The organism is Pseudomonas sp. HMSC065H01 (assembly GCF_001815235.1).
In the GTDB taxonomy this organism is placed as follows: domain Bacteria; phylum Pseudomonadota; class Gammaproteobacteria; order Pseudomonadales; family Pseudomonadaceae; genus Pseudomonas; species Pseudomonas aeruginosa.
In genome coordinates, this window is record NZ_KV819915.1 from 47,364 (window position 1) to 71,505 (window position 24,142).

Annotated in this window: 16 protein-coding genes; 5 read left to right on the forward strand and 11 right to left on the reverse strand. The window is 58.0% G+C overall.

Going from position 1 to position 24,142, the window contains the following annotated elements; all coding sequences use genetic code 11:
* Nucleotides 1-42: 42 nt before the first annotated feature.
* The 4 genes from HMPREF3014_RS25085 to HMPREF3014_RS25100 all read right to left on the reverse strand — a co-directional run bounded on the left by HMPREF3014_RS25085 (nucleotide 43) and on the right by HMPREF3014_RS25100 (nucleotide 3,431).
* The gene (locus HMPREF3014_RS25085) at nucleotides 43-1,524 is read right to left on the reverse strand and encodes a sigma-54 interaction domain-containing protein (protein WP_023086890.1); all 1,482 of its coding nucleotides are present in this window, start codon (nucleotides 1,522-1,524) and stop codon (nucleotides 43-45) included.
* Between the two features lie 224 nt (nucleotides 1,525-1,748).
* Complete coding sequence (locus tag HMPREF3014_RS25090; RefSeq protein ID WP_003160962.1) at nucleotides 1,749-2,033, reverse strand: hypothetical protein; 285 nt, start codon at nucleotides 2,031-2,033, stop codon at nucleotides 1,749-1,751.
* 11 nt (nucleotides 2,034-2,044) lie between these two features.
* Complete coding sequence (locus tag HMPREF3014_RS25095; protein ID WP_003160963.1) at nucleotides 2,045-3,205, reverse strand: site-specific integrase; 1,161 nt, start codon at nucleotides 3,203-3,205, stop codon at nucleotides 2,045-2,047.
* Nucleotides 3,198-3,431 (reverse strand): hypothetical protein, encoded by a 234-nt coding sequence (locus HMPREF3014_RS25100; RefSeq protein ID WP_019341962.1) that lies wholly within the window; start codon nucleotides 3,429-3,431, stop codon nucleotides 3,198-3,200. Before HMPREF3014_RS25100 ends, HMPREF3014_RS25095 begins: the two co-directional genes overlap by 8 nt.
* A 147-nt stretch (nucleotides 3,432-3,578) precedes the next feature.
* Between HMPREF3014_RS25100 and HMPREF3014_RS25105 the strand changes: the two genes are divergently transcribed.
* Nucleotides 3,579-3,791 (forward strand): helix-turn-helix domain-containing protein, encoded by a 213-nt coding sequence (locus tag HMPREF3014_RS25105; RefSeq protein ID WP_023086889.1) that lies wholly within the window; start codon nucleotides 3,579-3,581, stop codon nucleotides 3,789-3,791.
* A gap of 17 nt (nucleotides 3,792-3,808) precedes the next feature.
* Here the strand turns inward: HMPREF3014_RS25105 and HMPREF3014_RS25110 are convergent, their stop codons facing one another.
* From HMPREF3014_RS25110 to HMPREF3014_RS33960, 3 genes are all read right to left on the reverse strand, one after another.
* Nucleotides 3,809-6,868, reverse strand: a complete 3,060-nt coding sequence (locus HMPREF3014_RS25110) for a site-specific integrase (RefSeq protein WP_003160966.1) — start codon at nucleotides 6,866-6,868, stop codon at nucleotides 3,809-3,811.
* A gap of 68 nt (nucleotides 6,869-6,936) precedes the next feature.
* Nucleotides 6,937-9,384 (reverse strand): hypothetical protein, encoded by a 2,448-nt coding sequence (locus tag HMPREF3014_RS35210; RefSeq protein WP_003160967.1) that lies wholly within the window; start codon nucleotides 9,382-9,384, stop codon nucleotides 6,937-6,939.
* The gene (locus HMPREF3014_RS33960; RefSeq protein ID WP_071535073.1) at nucleotides 9,381-9,848 is read right to left on the reverse strand and encodes a hypothetical protein; all 468 of its coding nucleotides are present in this window, start codon (nucleotides 9,846-9,848) and stop codon (nucleotides 9,381-9,383) included. Before HMPREF3014_RS33960 ends, HMPREF3014_RS35210 begins: the two co-directional genes overlap by 4 nt.
* 658 nt (nucleotides 9,849-10,506) lie before the next feature.
* On the opposite strand from HMPREF3014_RS33960, the gene HMPREF3014_RS25120 reads away from it, so the two are divergent.
* Nucleotides 10,507-11,058, forward strand: a complete 552-nt coding sequence (locus HMPREF3014_RS25120) for a hypothetical protein (RefSeq protein ID WP_003292749.1) — start codon at nucleotides 10,507-10,509, stop codon at nucleotides 11,056-11,058.
* 122 nt (nucleotides 11,059-11,180) lie between these two features.
* Here the strand turns inward: HMPREF3014_RS25120 and HMPREF3014_RS25125 are convergent, their stop codons facing one another.
* From HMPREF3014_RS25125 to HMPREF3014_RS33975, 3 genes are read right to left on the reverse strand one after another with little or no spacing between them, the layout of a single operon-like run.
* Entirely contained in the window at nucleotides 11,181-11,759 is a 579-nt protein-coding gene (locus tag HMPREF3014_RS25125; RefSeq protein ID WP_306305319.1) for a DUF6088 family protein, read from the reverse strand.
* Between the two features lie 29 nt (nucleotides 11,760-11,788).
* Nucleotides 11,789-12,052 carry a BPSL0761 family protein gene (locus tag HMPREF3014_RS33970; protein ID WP_071535074.1) on the reverse strand — a complete coding sequence of 88 codons (264 nt, stop codon included), beginning with the start codon at nucleotides 12,050-12,052 and terminating at the stop codon, nucleotides 11,789-11,791.
* A gap of 5 nt (nucleotides 12,053-12,057) precedes the next feature.
* Nucleotides 12,058-12,345, reverse strand: coding sequence for a hypothetical protein (locus tag HMPREF3014_RS33975; protein WP_044286366.1), 288 nt, complete (start codon nucleotides 12,343-12,345; stop codon nucleotides 12,058-12,060).
* A 452-nt stretch (nucleotides 12,346-12,797) separates the two neighbouring features.
* Here HMPREF3014_RS33975 and HMPREF3014_RS25130 point away from each other — a divergent pair, with 452 nt between their 5' ends.
* Both HMPREF3014_RS25130 and HMPREF3014_RS25135 read left to right on the forward strand, forming a co-directional pair.
* Nucleotides 12,798-16,145 (forward strand): STY4851/ECs_5259 family protein, encoded by a 3,348-nt coding sequence (locus HMPREF3014_RS25130; RefSeq protein WP_023086886.1) that lies wholly within the window; start codon nucleotides 12,798-12,800, stop codon nucleotides 16,143-16,145.
* 5 nt (nucleotides 16,146-16,150) lie between these two features.
* Nucleotides 16,151-22,366, forward strand: a complete 6,216-nt coding sequence (locus HMPREF3014_RS25135) for a DEAD/DEAH box helicase (protein ID WP_023086885.1) — start codon at nucleotides 16,151-16,153, stop codon at nucleotides 22,364-22,366.
* Between the two features lie 116 nt (nucleotides 22,367-22,482).
* Here the strand turns inward: HMPREF3014_RS25135 and HMPREF3014_RS25140 are convergent, their stop codons facing one another.
* Entirely contained in the window at nucleotides 22,483-23,301 is an 819-nt protein-coding gene (locus tag HMPREF3014_RS25140; protein WP_023086884.1) for a hypothetical protein, read from the reverse strand.
* 588 nt (nucleotides 23,302-23,889) lie between these two features.
* On the opposite strand from HMPREF3014_RS25140, the gene HMPREF3014_RS25145 reads away from it, so the two are divergent.
* The gene (locus tag HMPREF3014_RS25145; RefSeq protein ID WP_023086883.1) at nucleotides 23,890-24,120 is read left to right on the forward strand and encodes a helix-turn-helix domain-containing protein; all 231 of its coding nucleotides are present in this window, start codon (nucleotides 23,890-23,892) and stop codon (nucleotides 24,118-24,120) included.
* Nucleotides 24,121-24,142: the final 22 nt, after the last annotated feature.

The window sequence follows — 24,142 nt, forward strand, 5'->3', positions numbered from 1 at the left end:
GATTCTGTCCATATCGGTCCTATAGCGAGGACCGTGCCAGTTTTATTCGATGCCGTATTTGTCCATCCAGTTGCTCAGCGTTTGCTGGCTTTTCAGGCCTAGCAGGCTGGCCGCCCGGGTCTTGTTATTGCCGGTAAGCGTCAGTGCCTTGCGCAGATAATGCCCTGCCACCTCGGCAATTACCTGTTGTAGATCAATACCTTGGGTAACATCCATGGCCAATACATCGGCCTGCGCTTGCGGCAGCTTGAACAGCGCCTGCTCGATATCGTGGGCAGTAATCAAATCACCCTGACACCAGAGCGCTGCGCGCAACAAGGTGGATTGCAGCTCACGAACGTTGCCACGCCAGGGATGCTGAAGGATAAGATTTTTTGCTTCTGCGGAAATTTTCTTATCACCGAGACTGGTGTCCTGGCTGGCAATGCCTGCCAGCAGCGCTTCGGACAGCAACAGCAGATCCCCTTCGCGCTCTCTGAGCGGCGGCAAGTGCAGAACACCCACAGCGATGCGATAGAACAGGTCTTCACGGAAGCGCCCGTGAGCGACTTCCTGCATCAGGTTGCGGTGGGTGGCGGTAATCAGCCGCACATCGACCTTGAACTCCTGGTTGGAGCCGACTGGGGTGAAGGTGCCTTCCTGCAGAACGCGCAGCAGTCGCACCTGCACATCCGGCGTCAGCTCACCAAACTCATCGAGAAACAGCGTGCCGCCGTGAGCCTGCTGGAACACCCCAGGCCGATCGGCAATCGCGCCAGTGAATGCGCCCTTCTTGTGGCCAAACAGGGTGGAGTCGATCAGCTCCGGCACGATGGCACCACAGTTCACCGCCACAAAGGGCGCTGCAGAGCGTGGACCGGCGTTGTGAATGGCGCGGGCAAACAGCTCTTTGCCTGTGCCGGTTTCACCGTAGATCAGCACCGGCACCTGCTTCGCCGCGAGTATTTGCGCCTGCGCCTTGAGCACCAGCATGCGCTCGCTCTGCGTCACGATGCTGTCGAAGGCTGCATCCACAGGGGCATCCAGCCCGGCGAGCTGAACCAGCTTGTCGGTGCTGATGGCATTGGCCGCTGGTACATACTCAGCCGCGATTTCAAACGGCACCTCAACCTGCTGCACGCCTTGCTCAAGTGAAGACTGGTAGAAAGTCGCCGGGTATCGCGTTTTGCCCAGCAGAATCCACACCGCTTGCATGGCCGGTGTGCCGGGACTGAGCAGAATGGAAAGCTGATTGCTGGAAGTACTCAGGCGCTTTAAATGCTGACTGGCGGCCTGGTAGATCTCCCCGAAATGAACGGGGGAAGATAAGGACACGTAATGCGCGGTGATGGGTACATCGACCTGCTGGCGGAGCCAGTCCAGATAGGGTTCAACGCGCTCGGCGGGGTATGAGCAAATCAGCTCGACACAATCAAAGGACACCGTGCTCAGGGTCGCCAGGATCGGGCCTGCCTCAGCACCTGCAACTGCCTTTAGATCATTCCCGCCAACCCAACTGGCCAATACGCGTTGCTTGTTTACCACTGTCCCTGTTCTCCCGGCCTCCCTCTTGCCCATCAGCGGGCAGGAGAAAATGTGCTCTGGCTCACGTCCGGATAGTAAACCAATCCTTCAACCCGGGTCTTTAACTGCCTGACTGGATGTTCAAGTTGAGCTGTAGCAACAGCACGGCTTTTGCTCCCAGCAAATATTGGTATGAGCTGCTGCCGGGGTAGAACGATGAAGGGGCCTTTCGGCCCCTTGTGAACTTAGTTAGCCAACAGGCTTTCAAGCTTCTCGATCAGGTAATCCAGCGGGCTACGCCCCTCCAGGCGTTTTTCGAAAACTTCGTTGCGGTGGTAGGCGACCCAGGTTTCGAGGGCATGCCGGTTATCCTTCTCGTAGCCAGAGCCCAGGATGCAAACAAGCTCAGTGCCATGGGGGTTCTCGAGGTAGTGACTCATGGCTGAAGCCAGATGCTTGAGGTACTTATGCTCGCGAGCCTCCATCGATGGATACAGAGGGGTTACGTTGTCACGTTTGATCAGTTTCATGGTGGAACTCCTCAGGCCTTGAGATTGGCTTTGATCAGGTTGTCGAAGGCACTGCCATCACGCCGCGTCAGGTTGGGCACATAGCGCGAATAGACACGGAACAGCATCTCGGTGGTGGTGTGTCCCATCTGCCGGGCGATCCACTCTGGGTTTTCACCAGCCGCCAGCCAGAGGGTCGCGGCTGTATGGCGGGTTTGGTAGGGGCGCCGCCTGCGCAAACCCAGGTGGCGCAGCAGCGGGTACCAAACCCGGTCGTTAATGTTGCGGTATGCGTGCGGCGTACCTTCGCGGGTGCAGAAGACGAACTGGCCGCTGCCGGTTTTCTCCCGCTGGCCGATGAGGGCCTGGTAAACCGGCTCGGACATGTCGATTTCACGCTGTGAGCCGTCGTTCTTGGTGTAGTCGAGCTTGCCGCCCACCCAGGTTTCACGGATCAGAATCTGCCGCCGCTGAAAGTCGACGTACTTCCACTGCAAACCATCAACTTCGGCTGTGCGCATGCCGGTGAAGAAACGCACCGTGTAGTAATTGCGGAAATCTTCACGCACTGTGCTGAGGATCTGCAGCACTTCATCCAGGGTGAAGGGCTCCACGTCTGTCTTCGGGACTTTCAGTGATTTGATGTTGAGGTATGGCGAGGTAAACTCGAAGCGGTCAGCTGCCTCACTAAGGATCATGCGCAATGGCGTCATGATGTGGTTGATTCGCGTCGCTGTCAGACTCTGACCTTTCTGCCCGGGGACTTTGCCGAGTGCCGAGCGGAAGGACAAAAGTTCTGCTTTGGTGATGGCGCTGACCTCTTTTTTGCCGAACTCAGGCAGCAAATGCTTATCGAGAGTAAGCCGTACGGTTTTGGCGTGCGTTTCACGCCACTCGACCCTCATCTCCTCAAACCACAGTTCGGCAAAATCCCTGAACAGCGGTGTTTTCAGCGATGCACAGCCAGCCTGCAGCCTACTGATCTCCAGTACTTTGCTGCTTTGAGGAAAGTAGGTGGCATAGTCGAAGCTCCCAAGGGTGATTTCTGCTTCGATGCGCTCCAGGATCTTCTGCAGTTTTTTCCGGTTTGCGGGCGTATCAGGCAGCGTGGTCTGCTCGCGGCAGCGCTGATCCAGGTAGGTGAAGTCAAAGAACAACTTTTCGTTGTCTGCACGCGCTCGAATCTTACCCATGGCAGATACCCCCGCCGGCCATCGGCACCAGCCCGGAAGTCCGCGAGAATTTCTGCATGTCTTCTTCGACTGCTTCCCAGATGAAAAGAATCTTGCGGCCGCCAAAGGGGCGGAAGTAGTGAATCCCTTCCAGGAGGACTGAATCTTTCAAGCGATTACGGATGGTGCGCGCGTCGTACTTCATGCGCGTGGCCAGTTCCTCGGTAGTCAGGTATGTGTGAGACATGGCTATGCCCTCTCTGCTAAATTGAACGACAGCGGATTCTTATGAGCTTCTGAGTGCTCATAATGACCTCCTGCAGATCAATATAGCGCTCATTTTGAGCTTTGCAAGGACAAAATGATCTCCTGCAGATCATTTTTGGAGATTTAGATGGTCAAGTGCCATTTGTCTCGCTTACTCGGCGAGCGGAAACTGAAGATCAGTGACGTGGTCAGGGACACCGGGATCAACCGCGGAACCCTCACGCGGCTCTATCACGAGACCGCGCAGAGGGTAGAGCTCAAGGACCTGGAAATAATCTGCCAGTACCTGAACTGCCAGGTGGGAGAGTTGCTGGAACTGCAGGAGGATCCGGAGGGCTGAAAGCCCTCCGGACTGGGTCAGGCGCGGAAATGCCAGTCGATGGAAGCCATCAGCATCAGATAGCGCAAGGCGGCGCCGGAGTGAATGTTCTCCGCAACCTGATCCTTCACCTCAAGCTTCGCCCTGATCCCCAGGTGTAGGTTCGCTACATCGTTGCTCTCTGGCGCGTGCTGACTGAAGGGCCGGCGAATGCTCCCAAGTTGCTGGCGCCAGTAAGACTTGGTTGTCCTCGGCTTGTTGGTGTCATAAATGATCAGCTCAATGGATTGAGTCGGAACACCTATCGCACTGAGCAGCCACAGATAGTCCTGTGCATGGTCTTCGTCACGATCACGCTGGAATCGCAGCGTGGTTTCCGTCTTCCAACAGCGCTCAACAAAATCGTCAATAACACGCTGGGCGCGATCGCTGTCGGGGCCTTCGAGCAGGTCGTAGAGACGTTGTGCATAGTCGGCCACCCCTTCACGCGTTCCATGCTTCGGTGGCGATGGCAACAGCGACAGCGACGATGAAGCTTTTGCGTGCAGAGCAGGTCGCAGCCTGTGTTTAGGGCTTGCGCCGCGGGCTCCTGGGCGCTGCAGCATATCGCGGATACAGCGTGCCCGCTCCAGCATCATTTCGCGCTCTTCGGCAGAGAACTCGACCCAATCAAGATTGACCTCGCGGCCTGTCTGCTCTGCATATGAGGCATACGCCAGCATCGACTCGACAGCTTGAATGCGCCCCATCGCCCAGTTTTGATTCACCTGCTGAGCCTGAACTGGATGTGATTTTTTCCGAGTATGCCGGATGTCTTTGAGCGGCTTTATGCGGCCAATGACGTCGAGCAGCACACCGCAGTCAACTGACATGCCATCAACATACTCAGCTTTTTTGGTGGGCTGGCTGACGCCACCTATATGGGCAACGTTTGCAGCGTTGAATAGCCAATTTTGGGGGTTCCATTGCCACATCATGGCCATGACCTGCGGCAGGCTGTGGATGTAATGCAGCAGCGTAGTTTTTGGGCTGCCATGCCCGAGAATGGCACTGACAATATGAACGATTTTCCGGGTAGGGCCGTCTGTGGGCAGCATTGCTTTGCGCAATCTGAGGTCATCCCTCAGCCAGCGTACTGTCAGGGGTAGATCATGGAAAAACAGCTCGGGTGAGAGGCGGTTATGCGCCGCCATCAGTTTGAAAAACAGCCATGTCGCGCAGGAATGTCGCAGGTGGTGGTAGTGCAGGAACTCAGAGCCAGTCACTGCGCGCATACAGTTGTGCAGGGCCGGGAACAGAGCGCTTTCGCTGATCCATTGAGTTTTCAACTGCGGGATACAGAACAGGAAATCCGAGGTTGGTTTGATGCGCTCCTCAGCCCGCCGCTCCCGATACCATTCAATCAGCAATTGGAGTTCTTCTGGTTCGAGCAGCACCCGCAGTGGGAGATTCCGGACCGCATTGAGGGTTTTTAGTTGGCGCAGGACATGAGGGCGAATTAGCAGATCAACGGGCAGCTCTAGTCCGGCCAGTTCATCGCTGGATAGTCTGCGCATGTTCGGGTGGCGCGCCTGAATACGTGCTGCGTCCTCTGTCGAATACTCGGGCAAATGCAAATCGCATAGGCGCAGCTTTAGAGCCTCGTTGCGCCGCAAACCCAACCGAAACCCCAGTATCAACAACAGTCTCGCTGCTGTGACCAAGCGCGGTGTACGCAACTCCAGACCGCAGGTGCCAAGCGTCTGCAGAACAGACTGGTACTGATCCTCGCTGATAATGCGAGCATCCACCCGGGGCACGCCTTTGCCGATGCCTAGGATGGAGTAGGGGCTGACTGGCGGATAGTTGAACCGACGCTGCAGAAACGTATGAAACTCGTGGATTGCCTTGGCCAGAGTACGCCTTTTGCTATCTGTGGCCTGCGCATCCAATGTGGATTCATAGACAATTTCCAGCGCGTCAATTTCGAGCTCGAAAATGCTTATGCCATCCAGCTGAGAGGTAAGTGCTGCGCCTAGTACCCGGATATATCGATCTATGGTGCTGCGCCCGGCACTGTGGCCGTATGCAGAGGCGCCGCCCAGCATGTAGGCAATCCAACTCTGGATTAGGCCGGGAAGCTCTCCGGAACCCTCTGCCTGCAACGGCATCTCGATGGGCAGGTTATCCCGGACCCGATCGCGCAGCTCCAGCAACCATGCGGGTGGGTCAGGGCTATCCTCAGGTCCATCCGAAACAGATTCATCGTCATAAGTCCCCGCCGGATCCTCGAGATCCTCTTGGCCGCAGATATTGCCCCACGATGAGGGGCGCAGGGATTGAGAGACAAACTCTTGTCGGCAAGCAAAATTCACCAGCACCTGCGGAAGCCGCAGTTGCATTTGCATCCTAAACAGATCAAACAGCTCACTAAGATTTTGTGGCTGATCCTGTTCAGGTATATCGACCTTCCTCAGAAATGCATCCACACAGCGCATGTGCCAATTCCTACGATGCATCTTGTAACTGCTTTTTTGAACATCATCCGCGCAGCGAATTAACAGGGCCAGCGTGGCGGGGTCAGGGAACCACTGCCGAAATTCCGCGCCGGTCTTGCCACGGATTGATAAAGGCAGACGTATCTCGGGAATTCCCGCCACCCACTCAATGCTTTCCAACGATGAGCCGAGCATCGCATTCAGCTGAGCCACATCGAGCAATCCGCCGCTGTAGGCTGCGCTCAGCAGCAGTAGACCGATACGCTCTTCTCTACTCAGCGCGTCGAGATCCATTTTCAGGCCCTGTTGCAGAGCTTGAACCAGTTGGCCGCTGCGTTGAATTCTCTCGGCTGTGTAGACGTCCGGATTGATCGGGTTCGCTGCCCGCTTGATGGCAATAGCAATTCGCGCTAACGGGAACCCTGGAATCTGATCTCTGATTCGTTGGGTGATGCTACGCAATACGTTACGCAGCGTGTGATTCGTGCCGAGCCACGCCTCAAATTCACGTACGTGCGCCTTCGAAATCCCGGATATGCCACTTTCACTCAGTAGCCATCTTCCGAACGCTGTGCCTGACTCCGCAGCCTTCGATTTCAGAAGTGCCCGCATCTCAGGCATCCATTCCGGCTCATGAAGCAGAGCCGACCATATGACACTGCTCTGCTGATCGTTTAGGCGGGGCAGGTTCATTCGGTCACCCACTGGCTGCTCAGGGCTGACCAGCCAAGTTCCCGCAGTAGCGGGGTAATCCATTCATCGAGAACATTGGCATATGCCGCAGGGCAGAACGACGAATAGGCGTCTTGCGGCTCTTCGCCCCTTAGCCAGTGCCCCATGAGCGCAGTCAGAGCCTCGGGAGGGCAGCCCCGCTCAGTGAGCTCCGTACGTAGGAACTTCCGGTAACTATTGACTCGATGGCCGGTATAACCGGCTACCTGCACCATCTGTTGAACAATTGTGTCCGGGGCAATTTCAGCACGACGTATTCCAGTCGGACTAATCCACAGGAAAAAACCTCGTGACCATCTATCGCGATCATCATCCCGTGACAGATAGCCGATCAATTGCCTACTGATAGATGCGCAGTGCTCGAGGTAATTTGTTATTTGCCGCCTCAACATCGGAGGCATGCAAATCAGCCGACTCATATGACGATCATCGGCATCCTTGTCTGACAGCGCGCCCATACCCAACACAGAATCAAACTCGTCGATGAGCATCAGAGGGTTGCGGATCGCCCTACAGGCTGTAATCAGCGAAAACATCTGCACTGACCATAGGGTGTAACAGTTGTGCCAAGCGAGCATATCGCTGAGACGCCCGTTCGCTTTCTTCCGCAAAACCGCGGCCATTGCACTTACATTGTACGCAATGGTTTCGGGCAGCAGGCAGTGAGTTGCTCCCAGCCCGCCCTGTTGATCAGGATTGAGGCCGACAGGTTCATACGCCAGACCAGCACATGCATAAACCTGCGTCAGCACTCGCACCAGTGAGGTCGTATAAATGTTGCGGAGGTGGTTGGCATCGAGCTGCAGGTAATAGCGCGGGGTTTGCGCCGAGGGGATTTCAACGCCTGACAGCATGGATGCCGCTGCTACGTCCTGAGTGTCAGTGACTATTTGGTGAAACAAATAACTGCGCAGTTTGGTTCGCGTATAGCGTCGGTCGTCTTCACCCAATTCCAGCAGGAGTGCTTTGATCTCGGCGTCCAGCTGCTCAGTTTGATAGGTGAATACCTGGTTGGCAGAGTGAGGAAATGCCTTGAGCAGCTGCTTTACCAACTGGGCACTACCAGCGAGATCGGGCAATAGAATTCGCAGCAACGATAGTCGGACACCAGAAGAGGCCTGCCAACGATCGTCGCCAGCCAGGTCTGGGCGCCTGACGACCATACTGAACAGCGCCGAATCCCCTAGGATCAATGCCAGACCATCGGCGTCATCTGTTTCATCATCAACGACGGATAACTGGACGACCTGCGTCATCGACTGCCCCAGCCACAGGCTGATATGCAGAGCAACAATCGCCTCCATTCGTAGCTGGATCCGAGCTGGGTCTTTTGTGCAGGACAGTTCTTGCAGACACGAGTGGAATAGGTCGCTGGCGCCAAACAACAAATTCCGCAACTCCACCAAGGTGAGCTGGTTGTACGAAAATGGCAGGAACTGTCTGCTTCGTACTATATGCGCCTCAACATTTTGTTGGCCTAGGAGATCAGCAACATACGGACGCTCGCAACCATCATCATCGAGCACCCAAATCTCAGTTGATGGGCTGATCTCACCGGGTGCCAGATCACTATCAACGGTGTCTGTATGCCCCACTAGGATGTCGTAGTGACCAGGTAGCTGGTCAGGATCATCGGGATCACCCAGCACAAATCCCCGGGGATCCTCTGTTATGAAGTTGATCAGTTCTGGTCGACTCTGCTCCTTACGCTGGCCTCTATGTCCGCCTCCGCCGCCACCCACACGTGGCGACTCGCCGTTGCAGTAACGGACAAATCGGGCGATTGCAGCAAAACTCTCGGCATTCTCTGATCCCGACTTTCCAGGCAAAAATCCTCTACAGCTCACCACAAACTTCTCGGAGGTGTCCCAGACCTTTAACTCAGGTGGGATGAAGAAGTTTCGCTGTTCGCATAAGTTGCCGAGCGCTTTGTAAACCTCGTAGCGCTGACTGATCAGGCGATCGGTGCCTGTTTTATGAGATGCAATGAGCAACTGCGCGAGCAGTCGCTCGTAGTCCTGAGCATTTTCGTAGTCTCTGAATATGTGCAGAAAAGAGGCATAGGGAAATCCAAAAATTTTTACACCGCGCTGGTGGACAGGATTCCTTGCCGACCTGTTGTTCCCCAGCCAAAACTGCTCGCCCAAAAGCACTCGGATGTTGGGTTGGCGGGATAGGGAGATAAGCCATTCGCAGGCCTCATGTAAAACGATGTCATCAGAGTTTTCTAGACCAATCGGCACACCAACATTGCATGTGCGGAGCACTCGTACGAGCTGATCAATCGCACGTGGCAGGTCAATTAGTTCGGGGTGAAAACCTAGCAGATTGAGAATTTCACTGACGATCCAAGGAGACTGTCCCTGCTCAGAGGCGAGCCTCAACAGGATTTCGCGCTTGCTCATTTCTCACCCCCACAGCCCTTGAGCGGTTTTACCCCGACCAGCCGAGCTAGGTGGGCGTGACTCCGATATTCGTGAGGCCACTGCTCCTTTGCAGATCCGATGTTGGCGTATAAATCTCGTACCTGTTGCCGCGTAATCTGAGCCAGGGCAGGTGCAACCAAGCGCTCAATCAGTACGAGTTGGTAGGCGAACTGCTTGATTCGTCCCTTCGGCCACTCAATACAGCGCACTGGTGTTTCGGGATCCGTGTGCGCCTTGAGCCAGCGATATAGCGTCGTCTGGCCGATACACAGTGCATCTGGGCCACAGATCACCAATGGGTAAACCTCATTGATCCGAGTGGCCAACGCCTTGGGTATCAGAGCTGGATCAGGAAGGCCTATGGGGGCCAGATCCAACTCGCACTCGACACGAGAAAAATCGGGATGAATTCCGTGGATGTCGCCTAATTTGATCGTCAGCATGACGCCTCTCGCTAGTGTGGGAACTACTAGACAATGCGAGGCGTTAGTACCCTGTTTGAGGGGTGAATTGATGGACACGTGAGCTTGGGTTCGGCCGGATGGCGTGAAATACCCACTCAGTGCCAATAGCCGTTTCTACTGATTCCGCGCATGCGCGGAAAATTCCCCATGTCCTGACCGGGAAACCACCCTGGCGCGATGGAAGCCTGAGCGACGAATTCAGCCAGGATGGGGGCTTTTTGACCAAACGGGGCATCAACCAGCCAACCATCACCACCTTGCTCATGCTGGCTAAACCCCTGGGCTGCACGGGCAGCAGAAATCATCGACGAGGTAGAGCAACTCGTTGCACACCATCCCTGAGCATCGCTGCCCTTCGGCTGACCACACACCAACTGAAACGGACGTCTTGGTGGCCTATCTCCTGAGCCCTCTCTACCCCCAATCCAATCCTGCTCACCCTTGCGAAATTCCGCGCATGCGCGGAATTTCCTCCGCCTTCCCGCAAGCAATTTCATTAGCGCTGTTTCCTTGGCAGGACCTGGAACCGAAAGCTATGCCAATGCGATCTGGTAATCAGGGGTATTTCAAGGGGCACTCTTAATACAAGGCCGTATGCAAATCGAGCGAGGCCAGCCTCGGATTAGGAGCGAGCACAATGAGTGACTGGAAATCATACGCAGGGGAAATGAGCGATCGTGAAGTGGCCAGGCGTTTTGGTATCGGCGCCAGCACTGTTCGGCGCTTCCGTCATTCCAGCGACATTCCAAAGTTCTTCCCCGGAAGGGCCGAGCTTCCCGCGGCGCTGGTTACGCAACTGGCGATGGAAACCAATCATCGACTTGCGAAAGGATTCGGTGTTTCCATCAAACGTATCGAACAAGCCAGAGCAGAGCTTAAGATCCCAGAGCCAAAGACAATTCGAGAGCGCTTCAAGCCTCTCGAGGACATTTGGACCAGCGAGGCCATAGCACTGCTAGGAAGAATGCCGGACACAGAGGTTGCTGACCGGCTCGGCGTCAGCAATTTCCCGGTCAAGAAAAAGCGCAAGGAGCTTGGAATACAGTCGTACAAACGACCGCTGCCAGAAATAACCCCCGAAATTGCATCGGAGTTCGGGGGCGTTTCTGATGCAGAGCTTGCGCGCCGGTTCAATGTGTCGGTGAGCTTTATACGCAGGGCGCGGATAAAGATGGAAAAGGGCAGCTAGCAATAGACGCAGATCCGACACTGATTGGATGGGCAGCCAAACTGACTGGCTGGCTGCCTCTTACCGGTTCATGCAAGCATGCCTGCGCCATGTCAGCGGCATATCGACCAGATTCGGGCGGCTCATGTTGTCTCCAGCGCTGCGCGCATCCATTTCGGCATTCTGCAGGCCACTAATTTGCTCAGGTCTTCGGGGCTGAGAGCTTTTTTGATTACAGCAACATGTTCCGGAGTAGTACCACCTTTGCCGAGATAAAACAGTGCGCTGATGGCCACCCCCACCCTGGTCCCTGCATGCTGCATCAGCATTGGGGCGGCATGCACGAGCCTGATCTCGGCTTTCCCCACAAACAGAGATCGACTGGAGCCGCTCGTGTAATAGATCGGGATGACCGGCATCTGTGTACTCAGCCCGAAACGTCTCACGGCATCAGCGCCATGGATCTGCAGTGCCCAACGGTTCTGCCTGGCAATCAGATGCACCAAGTCCCAAGGCCCAGAACGACGAACCCGGCCGGTGTAGTGGCTGTATTTCGGCCGCATGTAGATGCCACGGTACACACGCTCAAGCTCACCGCGACGAACCAGTTGGGCGACTGCCTTGGAGATGGCCGAGCTCGAACCAAGCTCTGCAAGACACCTGATGCTGAAAGGCCTCCCCTTGCGCAGAAACTTAACCCGCTGCGTGACGAGGTGAGACACCGGCGGCTCAGAATGAGGGCGGGACATTGCTATCGTGTCGACTCCAGCGACGAGCAGAGCAACGGCTGATGGAAAGCGATTACCCGACGTCGATACTCATCTTCAGGCCCATCGCTTACCAGGCATTCCTCAAGGCGCCCCAGCGAGAAAATTTGATCGGCAGATGGATAGTGCCTGAGCAGGCTTTTCGCATAGCTGCGGATATCCTGCGGTAACCCCGAATGACGGGAGAGTTCACGCAGGAACTCCTCTGTTTTGACGATGGCGCGTGTTCTTTCATAAGGAAGAGTCAATCTCGTTATCTCCTGGTCATGAACTCAAAGTCCCAGACAGCTGGCTCGCCAGCGCCCGCCACCCAGCGCGCAGTTAAGCGCCGCGGCCATTGAGGCGAAAGTACCAGCACGCCCTTGATTAGCTCCAGTGGGTAGAACAGCAGTCCATCAACCTGGAATTCCTGCAGGCCTTCCCGCCCGCTGTGAAACCGCTCCAGATAAGGTGCAATGCCAATTAGTGTTTGCCGTGCAGAAAGCGGCAAAGCCTGCAGTCTTGGGCATGCAGACCAACCCGGATCTGTGTGCTCAATCATGACTGCACTCCGTCTTGGCCTCCTGCCGCTCCATCCACTTGGCCAGGCCCCACATCGTGCTTCCTAGCGACAGCAAAGACCAAAGCAGCCATTGCGGGATTTGGTATTCGGTACTTAGCCAAAGCCCGATGCCACCGCAAAATATCGCTACGCAAAACCATCTCATCAGCGTGCACTCCCACTCCCGATTACCTACGAGATACCACGGTAACCCGATGTTCGGTTGTGTTAACGCTGGTGCCAGAAATTTCGTCAGATCCCAGGCTGGGAAACGAGAATGATCTATTGGTGGATATGAAACACCGCCATCCAACATGGCCCAGTTATCGGACACCTCGTCCCAAGCACCACGAGCTAGATGAATCTGTCGCCTTGTTTTGAGATTGAAAAAAGGACACGATCCAAGGACAGCCTTTGAGGCAGCTCACTCGTTCACAAAAAAGGAATTATGTGTGCCGCTTGTCCAATGGATTTCAGACTTTTTATCTAGGCGTGGACTGCAAGAGCCGGATGGTCGCCCCCTATTCGCCTATAAGACCTCATCAGAAGAATTCGAGACACTGCGTCAGCTCTTGCATGGGCTCAACCTGGGGCAACACGCGCATCCCGAATATGCTCAGGCCTGGCTACTCTTTGCGGCCGAATGGTGGAAGCGCGAATATCCGGGAGGAGCATGGCGTTGGGGACCACTGTGCGAGGCAGCTGGCCAGAGAAAGGTAGCTCATGAGAAGACCCGCAGCCTGGTAATTGATGGGCGTCGTCAGTGGCGTCTGCAAACCACTATAAAAAGTGAAGGCAAACGTTTCATCGGCCTGGTCGCGGTGAATGGCGGCCTGCCCATGCGCCTTGTCGAGTCGGCACAGGGCGGGTTATCCCGCCTGCTACGCATGGTCACTGAGCAGGCACTGGAATACCGCCTGCAGGATGAGCGTCTGCGCCAGGCCATCGAGGCCCAGGCCGAGCTTTTGCCCGCCTGCTACCAGCAGGCGCCGGTCTACGAACTGCTCGACAGCTTGGTCAAGGCGGTGCTGCACATCCGCAAGGCCTATGCCCTGCAGAGCGCCCAAGACCCAATCGCCCGGCTGCAGGAAGAGTGCCCTCACTGGGAAGAGCTCTTCCCCATCGCCCTCGATTCCCAGGCCGCCGCCAGCCTGATCAAGGGTCTGGTCCGGGATACAGTCAGCATCACGCCCCAGTCGCGGCGGCCTCCTTTCCAGATCCAGCGCGGCCTGCGCTTCAGTTCCGATGGCTCCATACCCGTCTACGAGCTGTCCTTCGTGATGCAGGCTCAGGCCAGGCGCGATCAGGTTGCCGAGGCGCTGGGGATGGCCGTGGATGCGCTGCCGCCACACTTCCAGCTCCTGCTGCGCATCGGCGAGCGGGAATACCTGGTCGGCGAAGCCCTGCTTAGAGACGAGGAATACCAGCTGATCGCCAGGCCGCTGCCGGCCATCCACAGCCTGCACAATGCCGCGCAGCTGATCGTCAGCCGCTGGGGCGCCACCCTGCACATTGCCAACCTACCGGGCGGCGAAGCCTTGAGCCATGACGAGCCGCTGATCTTCGAGAATACCTACCCCTTTGCCCGCCTGCTCGCCCAGGGCGATGCGCTGGTCAAGGGCGAGTCGGCACTGGCGGCCATGCCGGCAAGAACCATCGTGTATGCCGAAGAAGGCGAGGCTCGCGAGCTGCATGACTGCCTGGCCGACGGGCAAATGCTGATGGAACTTCCCGCCGGTACCACCCGGCTCACGTACAAACAACAGCCCTTCGTTGTCACCATCAGCGCCAGCGCTACCCGCCACCCGGAAGCCTACTGGCATGGCAACAGTCTGGAGGCGCTCTCCGTGCCGGGGCTGCTGTTCCGTGGCACGCCGCGCCTACGCATTGAGCAGGGAACGGGCTTTTCCAGCTATGCGCCCGCCCATGAGCTGTTTGTCCGCACGCAGGGCAAGGAGCTGCCGCTCGCCCAAGCCCGGGCGCCGGGGCTGTGCCGGCTGATCTGGCGCAAGGATGGCCAGCGCCTGCTGAACACCCGCGCCGTGCTTCTCCCGGACGAAGCCTCCATCACCTACGCGCCGGGCGCCACTACCCTCGAGGGCAGCATTCGCCTTCACCACTGGCCTGATGTGCCCGTGCGCTGCGAGAGCGAACAGATCGCGCTGGAGCGCCGCCATGATGGAACAGGCCTGACCCTGCGGCTGAAGAGCACCGGCAGCCGGCCGGCCACCACGGTTCCGCTGTGCCTGCAGTGGCCCGACGGCGAGCAGAAGCTCACTCTGCCCTTCCCCGGCTATGGCGTCACGCTGCTGCGCAACGACACTCCTCTCAAGCTGAATCAGGCCCTGACCATCGAAGAACTGATCGGCTGCCGCGCGGTACTGATGTCGGCTCAGGGCGCCGAAAACTGGCGGATTCGCCTGACCTCCAGCGGCACCGACTCACGCTCCACCCTGTCGCAGGAAATTCGCTACACCGGGATCCGCGAAATCCGTCTGTTCGAGCTGATTCCGGCGATCCAGCAGATGATGTCCTGCCACCCGGGGCTCGATCATGTCGTGCAGCTAGAGTTGATTCATGCCCACCAGACCCACGCTCGCCTACAGGTGGGCCGCTACTCGACGCGCATCCGCCTGCACAGCCAGCGCGAGATGGCGTCACTGAACGATAGCGGCTCCGACGTTCTGCTTGAGCAGCCGCATGCCGAGGGTCTGATATTGGGCCTGCCACTGGCAGAACCGGAACATGACCCGGTCAGCCTGCCGCTGCATTTTTCCGAACAGGTGTTCACCGGCAGCTGGCTGGTCAGCCTGCCAGACGATGCCGTCGGCCCTTGGTTGCTGTACACCTCTGCCGAGTCACCGCTACACAGCCGTGCGACCATCGTGCCACCGACCGCGAGCCAACTGTCGAAGCCCCTGACCCCGCTGCGCGAGGCGCTCTGCGAAGGCGATGGCGAAGAGCGCATGCGCCAGCTCAGGGCCGCGCTGCGCGCCATGGCCGCAGACCCGCAGGCTGATGACTGGCAAACGCTGGAGCTGCTGCTGGATCGGCTGCACCACCTGCCGCTGGCCAGCCTGGATATCTGCCAGGCACTAATCCGCGAGCCGCAGGCGCTGACCATGGCCACCCTGCTGCTGGATGATTTCTCCAGCCGCCTGGCCGAGCGCCTGCCCTGCGAGCTGCCCTTCGAGTGGCTGCTGATCGCCCCGGAGCACTGGTTCGGCACCTTCGCGACACTGCGCCAGCAACTGGCCGCCGACAATCCGCGCATGCTGTCGGTAATCCGCAACGACATCCAGAGCAAGAGCCAGTTCCTGTCCCGCTGGCAGCCCGCGCTGCGCTTCATCTTCGATCAGGGCCTGCACCACTCCTTCGATCTGCAAAGCCCGGATGTGGGGTTCTTCCTGAAAAACCCGGCGATGCTCACCGCCTCCTGGCAGTCGTACCTGTTTGATGGCGAGAACTCGGCCATGCAGCAGATGTTCCGGCGCAACCCCGCCGAAACCCATCAATATCCCGGCAGCGGCAATACGGATATCGGAGCCTTCCTGAAAACGCCCCACGGGCAAATGCTCCTCCGCTGCTGCAAGCTCCCGGCCAATGACTTCAAGCTGGCCACGGTCATGCTGCCCTTCATGGCCGCCTTCGATACCTACGCCGGCCGCGGGCAGCAATGGCAAGCCGACCCGCCACGCCTGTTCAGCCTCAGAAACGCTCGCCAGTTCGATACCGTCTGGTTCGACTCGGTCTATCAACTTGGCCTGGCCATGGCGCAAGCCGCCTCGATGCAGAAGTGAATCCCATGCTCTATCAGAAGAACTATTTCTCCGCTCTCACCGGCAACCTGAGCACCCGCAGCGAGCGCGCCGCCCAGGGCCTGCTCAGTCTAGGCAATCCGCAGCTGCGGCAGTTCCTGCATGATCAGCTGACCGCCGCCCCCGGCACTCCGGGCGCCTGGCTGGCCGACCCGGTCTTCGAACCGACCTTCGGCTGGCAGGAAAGCTCTGAAACCATGAGTTCGCTGGCCGGCGGTGACCTACTACACCGACGCCTTGCCGAAGCCATGGCGGCCCCGCCCAAGGAGCCCCATGATCTTGCAGAGGAATATGCCTTCCCCAGCAATCGCCATCCTTTCACCCACCAGTTGGCGGCCTGGGAGATTCTCAACCGTCCCGAGCCGCAATCGCTGGTGGTGACCAGCGGCACCGGCTCGGGCAAGACCGAATGCTTCCTGGTGCCGGTCCTCAACCAGCTGGCCAAGGCCATCGACGCGGGCGAAGACCCGGAAGGCGTTCGCGCCCTGTTCATCTATCCGCTGAACGCGCTGATCAACTCGCAGCAGAACCGCCTGGATGCCTGGACAGACGGCTTCGGCGGGCAGATTCGCCACTGCCTGTACACCGGCGCGCTGGAGAATGAGCGCAAGACGTCCGACCAGCAGTACAAGGGTCAGGTGATCGACCGCAAGAGCCTGCGCGCCAGCCCGCCGCAACTGCTGGTGACCAACGCGACCATGCTGGAGTACATGCTCATCCGCAAGGATGATGAGCCGATCCTGCAGAAGTCGGCCGGCAAGCTGCGCTGGATCATTCTGGACGAGGCGCACACTCACATCGGCTCCCAGGCCGCGGAGATGGCGCTGCTGCTGCGCCGGGTGATGCTGGCCTTCCAGGTCAAACCGCAGGATGTGCGCTTCGTGGCGACCTCGGCCACCTTCGGCTCGGATACCCAGACCATCGAGAGCCTGCGCACCTTCCTCGCCGATATCGGCGGAGTGGATCCGCAGCAGGTGCATGTCGTGCAGGGTCATCGGGATATCCCGGCGCTGCTGAACGCCACGCCCGATGCCGAGCAGGACACCCCTGAAGCCATCGGCGCCATCGAGGCGGACCAGGAGCAGTCGACGCTGCGCTACCGGCGTCTGGAGGCCAGCCCCACCGCTCGGCGGCTGCGCGCCCTGTTCATGCCTGATGGCCAGGTGAAACCACAAAGCCTGCAAGGGCTGATCCGTGAGTCCGGTCTACCCTCGGCGCAGGTGCTCGCCTGGCTGGATCTGCTGTCCGGCACCAAGAGTGCCGAGGGCCTGTCCTTCCTGCCGCTGCGCGCACACCTGTTCCATAACGTGATTCCGGCAATCCGCGCCTGCGTGGACCGCCACTGCAGCCACAAGGCCGGCACCGCGCTGGCACATGCCGACTGGCCGTTCGGCATGGTCTATCTGGAGGAGCGGACTCACTGCCGCTGCGGCGCGCCGCTGATGCCACTGGTGTCCTGCGAGGAGTGCAACGAGAGCTTCCTGCAGGCGGCCACCAAAAGCAGTAGCAGTGCTCTGGTCGATCCGACACAGCAACAGGACGACGAGTTCGCTCTCGAAGATGAAACCACGGAGGCCGATGATCAGACCAAGGATAAGGATACTGTGTCATCCATCCAGATCCTGATCACCAATCGCGCCGTCAAGAATGGCAGTGCAGACTTCCTCGATCGCGCCACTCACCGACTGACGCCCAATCGTCCGGCGGATGGTGGCATCGAGCTGCAGCTCTTCCGCACTGCCAAGAACGAATGCCCCTGCTGTGGCGCCAATATCCAGGGCCGCAGCCTGCTGCGCCCCACGCGCATCGGTACGCCCTTCACCCTCAGCACGGTGATCGGCACCCTGCTGGAGTTCTGCCCGCCGGATCCGATGCCGACCGGCAAGCCGTTCCAGGGCCGCAAGCTGATCTCCTTCACCGACAGCCGCCAGGGCACCGCACGGATTGCCATCAAGCTGCAGCAGGACTCCGAGCGCAACCGGATTCGCGGGCTGATCTATCAGCGCCTGCTGCAGGCACAACCCGTCAATGGGCTGTCCGCAGAGGACTTGCAGGACCTGCAAGACCTTCAAACAGCAACGCAACTGAGTCGTATCGAGCAGAAACACCTGCAGTCTTTGCTCGACAGGCAGGCTGAAGCTACAAAGGGCGCGGAAATAAGCTGGACAGATATGGCCAACCATCTGGCCGGCACGCCTGAGCTACAGATGGGCATGCTCGACTACTACAACAACCTCGCGCCGAACACCTTCGGCAAGCAGGACAGTGTCGCCCTGGCCAGCATGCTGCTGGCGCGCGAGTTCTATCGCCGCCCGAAGCGCGCCAACAGCTTGGAAACCCTGGGCCTGGTACAGGTCTGCTATCCCAAGCTGGCCAACGTCACCGGCAAACCCATGGCCTGGCCCGCGCACCTGGATGCCGAGTCTTGGCGTACCTACCTGAAAGTGCTGCTGGACTTCTTCGTCCGCGAAAACACCATCCTGAACATCAACGAACGCTGGCAGTCACTGATCGGCGCACGCATTCGCCCCAAATGGGTAGTTGCGCCGGTCTTGGGGGAAAAGCCTGAAAAGCTGCAGAGCCGCTTTGTCCGCTGGCCGGCGGTCAATACCGTCAATGGCATCCAGTCGCGGGCCATCCTGCTGCTCTGCAAGGCGTTCAACTGGTCGACCGCGGCCCATCAGGACCAGATCGACTCGATCCTGAGCGAGGCCTGGCGGGTACTGACCCAGCAGGCAAAGCTGCTGATTTCGTCAGGCGACGGCTATCAGCTCGACCTCAAGGACCTGAGCTTCCGGCTGCCCGAAACGGTCTACCAGTGCCCGGTATCGCGGCGCTTCATCGACACCCCGTTCGAGCAGCTCAGTCCCTATACGCCACGTACCGACCGCGAGATGGTCGTCAAGGTGACGCCCTACACTCTGCCGCGTCCGCCCGAGGCGCTCCTGCATGTGCCGGGTGATGAGGGCCTGCTGGCGATCCGCGACTGGCTGAACAGCGAGCCGCAGATCCAGCAGCTGCGCAAGGACGCGCTCTGGTCGGACGTCATGGACCGGGTCATCGAGGGGGGCCACTACTTCCGTGCCGCCGAGCACTCGGCGCAGCAGCCGAAGAGCAAGCTGGACAGCTACGAAGGCCTGTTCAAGACCGGCAGGCTGAACCTGCTGAGCTGCTCGACCACCATGGAAATGGGCGTGGACATCGGCGGCATCAGCGTGGTGGCGATGAACAACGTGCCCCCGCACCCGGCCAACTACCTGCAGCGTGCCGGCCGTGCCGGGCGCCGCCGCGAGGGACGCTCGCTGGCCCTGGCCGTCTGCAAGAACACCCCGCACGACCAGAGCGTGTTCAACAACCCGCTCTGGCCGTTCAACACGCCCATGCGCATGCCCAAGGTGTCCCTGCAGAGCCCCGATCTGGTACAGCGCCACGTCAATGCCTGGCTGCTGTCGCACTGGCTCAAGCACGTGGTCGCCGCCCAGGAAATCAAGTCGATGACCGCCGGTGCCTTCTTCCTCGACGGCGAACTGCCTATGTCGCTGGCCGCGCGTTTCTGCCTGTGGTGCGACAACCAGGCGGTCGATACCGAAACGCTGGTGGGACAGGCCCTCAAGGACATCACCCGCCGCAGCATCCTCGACACCACCCCGCAGCCCGAGCTGTTCAAGCATGCCAGCCGCCGCATGAAAGAGATCATGCAGGCATGGCAGCAGGAATACTCGGCCAGCCACGCCCAGCTGCTGCAGATTGCCGACAAGAAGGCCGCTGCCTACCGCGCCATGGATGCACAGCTCAGCCGCATCGCGAAGGAGTACCTGCTCAGCGAGCTGGCTGACCGGCGCTTCCTGCCGGGCTACGGCTTCCCGACCGACATCGTCAGCTTCGACAACCGCTGCATGCAGACCTTGAAGCGGGAGGACGGCGACCAGCGCGAGGACAACCGCGCCCGTTACCGCTCGCTGGCTTCCCGCGACCGCATCACCGGCCTGCGCGAATATGCGCCGGGCGCCGAGCTGGTCATGGATGGGCTGGTCTACAAGTCCTCCGGCATCACCCTGAACTGGCACGCTCCCGCGTCTGCCGAAAACGTCAAGGAGCTTCAGCTGTTCAAGAAGGCCTGGCGCTGTGGGCAATGCGGTGCCAGTGACTCGGCCATCAATCCCGGACTGGAGATCAACTGCCAGGAATGCGGCGCGCCGATCGAGCGCGACAACATCCGTGAATACCTGGTGCCTGCAGGCTTTGCCGTGGACTTCTTCGACGAGCCGCACAACGACATCAGCCGCCTGCAGTATGTGCCGGTCAATGCGCCCTGGCTGAACGTGCCGGCCAGCTGGGTCTGCCTGGCCAACCCGGCACTCGGCCAGTTCCGCGCCAGCCAGCAGGCGCAGCTGTTCAACTACACCTCGGGCGCCAACCAGAAGGGCTTTGCCATCTGCCTGGAGTGCGGCAAGGCCGAGCCCATGCTGAGCTATCCCGATGCATCCGCCCCTGCCAATGAACAGTATCTGCCGGCTATTTTCCGCCAGAAGGCACAGCACCGCCGCCTGCGCGGTGGCAAAAGCAATGAACAAGGCGACGGGACAAACATCTGCCCCGGCAGCCACAACAGCTGGAAGATCAAACAGAACGTCCACCTTGGCCATGACAGCCTGACCGATGCGCTGGAACTGGTGCTGCGCAACCCTACCAGCGGCGAACTGCTCAACGACGATATCACCGCCTACTCGATTGCCGTGGCGCTGCGCGAGGCGATTGCCGCCGATCTGGGCATACAAACCGAAGAGCTGGGCTGCGCAAGCCATCCGATCAAGGTCGATGGCCAGCCAACCCGCGCCATCCAGGTGTTCGACCTGCGCAGCGGTGGCTACACCACCCAGGCCGCGGAGCGGCTGAATGAAGCCAGCCTGTGGCGAAAGGTCATCGCTCGTCTGGACAGCTGCAACTGCTCGCATGCCTGCCAGAACTGCCTACTCAGTTTCGATACCCGCTTCGAGGCCGAGCGCCTCAATCGTCACGTCGCGCTGGAGTGGATCAATCAGACTTGGCTTACCGGCCTGGCGCTGCCCGCCGAGCTCGCTGTCTTTGGTCCGAAAAGCCAGGCAGAAATCGCCACTCTACAGGAAGCGGTCGAAAGAGCGATTACTAGGGACGACAACGCGAAGACCGTAGCCATTTACTTCACTGCACCCGCCGAAGAGTGGGATCTTGCTGTCGCACGCCGCCTGAGGCATCAACTGCATAGCTGGGAAAGCGTCGGACACCTAGTGCAATTACATTTACTGGAAAGTACCGTTTCCAGCCTGCCAAGAGACCAAAAGGAATGGTTGGCAAAGCTAGCCTTCAACGGAGTACAGATATGCCTACACAATTCCATACCGGATCTCGGGGCGCTGGCACTCAATGTCTCACTGCAAGGCCCACAAGGCTGCATTGCCTGGGCTAGCGACAATACGAACCTGGCCGCACCTGGCCACACATGGGATCTAGCGGAGGCCGGTGCACGGATCATCCGAGGCACCCCCTCCGACCTCAAGGCAGAGCGCATCTTGAATGCTGCCGATCTCATGCCGGCCCCACCCCCTGGCTTGATCAAGATCGAGATCGGCAATCAGCTGGATGGCTCGCTCGACAACTTTGCTCGTCGGTTCTGGGAGCACCTAGGTACTGAGGCCAATGGCCTGATTAATGATGCCCTCACAGGCAAGGATCCAATTACAGAACTGGTTTACAGCGACCGTTACGTATGCAGCCCGCTAGTTGTGAATCTGCTGGTCAGCGTGATCCACGAGCTCGGACGGCTGAGTGATGCAGATTTCGCTATCCGAATCCTAGGCCGACAATATCAGCGGGAAGACAATCGCTCGCCTTGGCAGTACCGGCATGACTGGCACTCAGCTCGCGAGCGCGATGAGGCCCTCCGCCAGGCTCTGGCGTACTGCGGCCGCGAGGGAGAGGTGCTAAGCCTGCCTACCTTGCCGCACTACCGCCGGCTACAGCTTAAGCTGCGCTCCGGTAATCAACTGACCATCCAGTTTGATCAGGGGCTTTCGTATTGGGAAGCCGAGCGCAGCGAAAAGTCTTACCAGCTCAGGTTCGACTTTGCATCACGCGAGCTTGGAGAAGAAATCATGGAGCGCATCAGGTGTAAAGTTTCGGCGGCTGGGGAGGAAAACACTCAGATATTCCTCTCTTCCTCTTGAGAGCGGCTCAACTGGTATGAGTATCGGAGGCAATTGCCCAAATTTCAGAACTCCGATACGCACAGTAGCGAAATAAGCCCCTGTTCAATGCAAATTTGGACAGGGTCTCTTACGATTTACGGATTACCAGCCATCTGTCGAGCGTAATTGCGATCGCTGAGGTCTTTCTTGGGGTCAGCTTTGACCCAGCGCTCAGGTCTGTTGCAGGTCGCGCAGGTCAGTATCTGCTTATCAGGGCTGAGGCTATATAGGCGGTTCTCAGAGCCGACTTTGACTTTCAATCCAACATCTGAGACCTCGAACCCTGGTGCTTCCTGCCCTATGCGATCCATGGATTCAAATCGGAACGACCAGCGTTTAATCTGATTTTTGCGCCAGATAGTCATAATGATCAAGGGGTCTTGTTTCGTTGTCCTCTGATAAACCCAGTCCCCTTCATATGCACCTAGTTTGGTTGCTTCCTCGTCTCGTTTGGCCTGCTCATAAATTTGCTCCTGCATCTTGAGCAGTTCGGCATTTAATGCTTTTTCATCCTTAAGTGCTTGGTCTTTCAGCATCCGCTCTACGTCATAGGGCCCTTGAGGGTCATATTTCCAAACCGCCGCATCATTGATTCCAAGCACCTTGCAGTTTAGACAATCGACACTCTGCTCATCTACATTTCGCGTTAGAGCCAAGCGCTCGGAGCTGTTAACGTCGTCAAGGAGAAGTTTTTTATCTTTTACTGAAACTTTCATTTTAACCAGCGGCTTGATGCGACCATCTCTCGCGTCCTCTCCAAATATCTCGGCCTCATCACCGTGAACGTTGAGAACAATGACTCTCTCCCCACCAGCTATCTTATAACGATATGCACCTGTGAAATCCTCGCTGCCGCAACCAGCAAGAATGGAGCTAACAAAAGCTAATGAAATTAACCTAGAAAAGCCTCGCATAATATCCTTTACGGCAAGCCGAATAATCAATGGCGTACGACTAGACTGACGACTGTGGAAAAACTAATCAGCCGCACTGCCCTGCTATTAATCGAACCTTAATGCTGTAGTCCATATGGCGTTCAGCTTCATGTAGATCCTTTGGCTTGAAGTCTCGTCGAGAAAAATTAACGATCTCCGAATCAGAGAACCCATACTCCTGCATCTGCTTCAGCGTACACGAGCAGAGTGCAGGTGATGTCCCACGCGCCTTAGAAGCAGACTCGCATCTTTTAACAAGCTGCTGAACTCCAGTTTCGCCAGCGAAGGCTCCTGACTGCAAAAGTATTGCAAATGATGCGAAAGCAGCTATGCCAATAATCCTCATATATTTTTAACATCCTTCTATTTAACTGCTTAATTATCGGCAATTAATCGTTTGCACCTGAATTACAGCCGATTGCGAAGACGGCATGTGTAGGAAAGCGGCCCTGCAATTCGCTGGAGGGTGACGCCATGCCATAAAGTCACGTTTTACCAAATTCACAATATACTGTGAAGACCAGAGATGACGCCGCCCAGATAGTCCTCCCTTTTGGGGAGTCATCTGTGGAAGTCGGATTGGCGTTCGGAAAGGTCCTGCGCAGACGCCGTGTCGAAGCAGGATTCACCCAGGAGCAATTGGCCCATGAGGCGGAATTGCAGCGTAACTACGTCAGCCTGATGGAACGGGGCATCAATCAGCCCACGATCACCACCTTGATCAAGCTAGCTAACCCCCTGGGCTGCACCGCAGCTGAGATCGTCGCCGAGGTAGAACAACTCGTTGCGCATCCCTGAGCACTCGGTGTCCTTCGAGCCC